The sequence below is a fragment of the Vibrio genomosp. F10 str. ZF-129 genome, assembly GCF_000287055.2.
Taxonomy (GTDB): Bacteria; Pseudomonadota; Gammaproteobacteria; order Enterobacterales; family Vibrionaceae; genus Vibrio.
In genome coordinates this window covers 1-3,282 of sequence record NZ_AJYQ02000039.1, presented here as the reverse complement: position 1 = coordinate 3,282, position 3,282 = coordinate 1, and the positions used below count along the sequence as shown (strand labels likewise).

Sequence of the window (3,282 nt, the reverse complement as noted above, 5' to 3'; positions counted from 1 at the left end):
ATCACAGCGAGTCTTAACGCCCTGTTAAGGGGTGAGCAACGCAATACAAAAGCCGCTGCATACCGCCTTAAACACTAAAATCAACGCATAGTGAAAATGCCACGCGTTGCGAATCCCTCTTGAACAGTTTGTTATGTGAATTTTTACTCGTACGTCTTACCGTTGTGCTTTAACCAACCGTGCGGGTGTCTATTGTTTGGGTCATGGTGTGTCCAGTGCATAACACCACCTTTTTTATTCCATTCATATTCACCGTAAAACTGAACTCTATCGCCCACTTTTAGGTTTGGAATTCTAGGAGCCAAATCAATATTGTGAGCAACAAGTAAGGTCTGTTTACTGTCCAGCTTTAAAATAAACTTTTGATGCCTACTTCCTTCGTTGTCATCACGTAGCAAGCGAATTACTGTGCCTGAGCCTTGCACTTGAACATCACTTTGATGATTTTCATATGCTTGTTTTAACTGATGATCATTAGCTTGAGCACCAATCGAGGCTAGACAAAAGAATGCTATAAATATAGCGATAAACTTCTTCATATACTCAATTTCTCCAATTCACATAACGCCCAATTAAGGTGTAAAGCACGCGACCACGACACTCAATTTGACCACCGTAAACACTAAATTTAACCCAAACCAAAAATGCCACGCGTGCTGAATCACTCTTAAATTGTTTGTTATGTGCGTGCTATCAGTTCACGAACCAAAGCCTCATCACCAGCTTCATGTAGCCACAAACACCAAATTGTAATCGAACCATTATGTTTGCTGTATACAACCCACTCACCAGTTTTGTAGTCGTTCGAGACTGACTCAATTAACGATTGGTACATTGTTTCGATATCCAAGTCTTGATCTTGTAACTTGGTGCGCTTCGCGTGATTAGCCCAGTTTTCAACAATAAATGAAGATTGCCCAAAATGAGTATGCAGGATCTTAAAACCCACTTGGTCTGATATATTTCTCAATTTACCCCGACCGTTACCGATATCACTGATGCGCTCCAAAACCGACAGCACCGAAGTAACGGGAACTGCGACAGCAATGTTTTCAATAACAACATACCCTTGGTGATACAACTGCGATATTTGTAGTTTTAAAAGGTCACTAACGTTACATGTAGGGCAATCAAAAGACAGTGCCTCCTCAACCATATGCTCATAATCGCCATATAGCCAAGTCGACTCTAGAGCTACATCTCTACGAACTTTCACGTCAGTTGAACGGATTATTTGTTCGACTCTATTCATTACTCCTCCGAAGCACATAACGCCGCAATAAGCGGACTAAAGCAGTGGGTTAAAATGTGGAGCGAAGCGAAACGTAACCCACTGTTTTAGTTCCGTTTAATTGCCTTGTTATACCCGATTGTGACGTTTAAATACATCAAGCCTATGAGCAAGGCTTACTCCCTTACATTCAGATGGTTTTCTATACAATTCAACCCCCGAATCACTATATAATTTGTTTTGACTAGTAATCATGCACTGAACAAAAGTATTGTTAGATATTTTTTCATTGGTGATCAGGCTTTTAAAGTTGGTGATCCCCAAACCGATATAGCGAGAGAAGAATATATACCACACAACATCAAATGCAGAGTTTTTATTAGATGCCGCAACTAACTCTTTTTCAACAATATGTTTTATGAAAGGTTTTAATGTCTTTTGATACTTCTTGTTTGTTAAATATACAATTTCAATAAGGCTGAGTACATGGCTCAACGTTTTTTCTGACTCACGTTTTATTAGGAATAATAATGATATGAATTTAGTTAGCTGCATTAGGCATTGACGCTCTGATTTTGAAAACTGTACTTTGAGTCTTTTATCTTTAGTAAGTAACTCTGAAAAGAACTTCTCCAAAATGCCTGTACCGGGGTACTTTCTATGTATGTCTAAAGCGATCAAGAGCGTATGCTCGAATGTTTTGAACGACACTTTTGACGTTTCTCTAAGTGAGTGGGGAAAGTATTCACGATCATGAGGACGATATAAGCCGTCAGGAAGAGAAAATATATGCGTCTTAGTTTCATTTAAGCTAAGGTTTATTTTGTTGAGTTCATCGGAAATAGTACTCAAAACCTTTTTTGCATCGTCTTCCGTATTACACAGAATTCTATAGTCATCTTTAAATCGAACAGCCAGAAAGTCCAGTTCTGCCAACTCTAGCGATACTTTCTCATCAACCCAAGACAGAAGAAGTTCGGCGATAAGGTCGCTAAGTGCTGACCCTATAGGTATTCCATTTGTTCTGGCATCATTTGAATATTGTAAAAGCTTATCTATTTTGTTCCCGAACAATGCAAAATCTTTATCTTCAAAAGCTATTTCACGACTGCCTGCAATAGCCCAGGCAACGCTATGTGTATACACCGAACAGTAGAAATTAGTAATATCCGTTTTAGCTAAGTATTTGTAAGACGTGGCATCGATAACCAGATCACTTTCGGCCATCTGTATCCATTCATAAATCATTCTACCTGAACGTAAACTACCAACAGATCCTTGATTTTTTGTATCTATCGGAATAGGCATACTATACGAGAATATCTTTGTGCTTTCTGGAAAGAGCCTATTAAGAATGTTCTCCCACTCACTATGAAGATAATAAACAATATCATGATAATTTCGAGGATCTTGAACAGCAAACACTCTGTCAGTTAGCAAAGACTTAGGATATGAAATCGGTGTTAATTGTCGTCTTGCTAGGTCTTTTACCTTACGGTTATACGGCTTATCTTTTAATTTAAAGTTATGAATTTTAAATGACGGTGGCAGTATATTTGATTCAGGAAAGTAACCTGTATTGAGTAGCCAATCTGCAACGTCATCTTTAGGCAATTTTCGAATAAATTTTTCTGTTTCACGAAAGTGTTGCTCAACTAAGGAACTAAGGATGAACATTTCATCTCCAATGTAGGGTATAACGCCGCATTAAGCGGAAAATTATAGTTGGCTAAAATGTTTGAGGAACGAAAAACAGCCAACTGTAAATTTTCCGCTTGAATGCCTTGTTATAAAGCTTTGAACAACTCTGTTTTTGAATGCTCAATTTCTTCTCTTAAAACAGCCTCTAAATGTTTTAGGGACTCTACTATATACTGACATTTATTCTGTTCGAGACTCAAGGGGTGGTTATCCATTAACTTAGAAATATCATAAGGTAACTGAAAGCTTCGACCACCTTCTTCATCAATTTCACCATACTCTATATCAGCCTCTTTATAAAAATCCTTGCTGTGAGCAACTGTTCTGGTCAACTCCAACCGGACACTTTC

The 3,282-nt window shown here is 38.2% G+C and carries 4 protein-coding genes; all 4 read right to left on the bottom strand.

Annotation, left to right across the window (positions count from 1 at the left end; all coding sequences use genetic code 11):
* Window positions 1-143 precede the first annotated feature (143 nt).
* Complete coding sequence (locus A1QO_RS05785) at window positions 144-539, bottom strand: DUF3465 domain-containing protein (protein WP_017039710.1); 396 nt, start codon at window positions 537-539, stop codon at window positions 144-146.
* Window positions 540-679: 140 nt separating this feature from the next.
* Window positions 680-1,252 carry a hypothetical protein gene (locus A1QO_RS05780; protein WP_017039711.1) on the bottom strand — a complete coding sequence of 191 codons (573 nt, stop codon included), beginning with the start codon at window positions 1,250-1,252 and terminating at the stop codon, window positions 680-682.
* A 108-nt stretch (window positions 1,253-1,360) separates the two neighbouring features.
* Window positions 1,361-2,908, bottom strand: coding sequence for an RNA-directed DNA polymerase (locus A1QO_RS05775; protein WP_017039327.1), 1,548 nt, complete (start codon window positions 2,906-2,908; stop codon window positions 1,361-1,363).
* 110 nt (window positions 2,909-3,018) lie between these two features.
* The coding region (locus A1QO_RS20385) for a hypothetical protein (RefSeq protein ID WP_038131929.1) at window positions 3,019-3,282 on the bottom strand (264 nt) is incomplete at its 5' end.

Bases quoted from the DNA above. Each gene is read 5' to 3' on its own strand.
- A1QO_RS05785 (WP_017039710.1), bottom strand. From the start codon at position 539: ATGAAGAAGTTTATCGCTATATTTATAGCATTCTTTTGTCTAGCCTCG.
- A1QO_RS05780 (WP_017039711.1), bottom strand. From the start codon at position 1,252: ATGAATAGAGTCGAACAAATAATCCGTTCAACTGACGTGAAAGTTCGT.
- A1QO_RS05775 (WP_017039327.1), bottom strand. From the start codon at position 2,908: ATGTTCATCCTTAGTTCCTTAGTTGAGCAACACTTTCGTGAAACAGAA.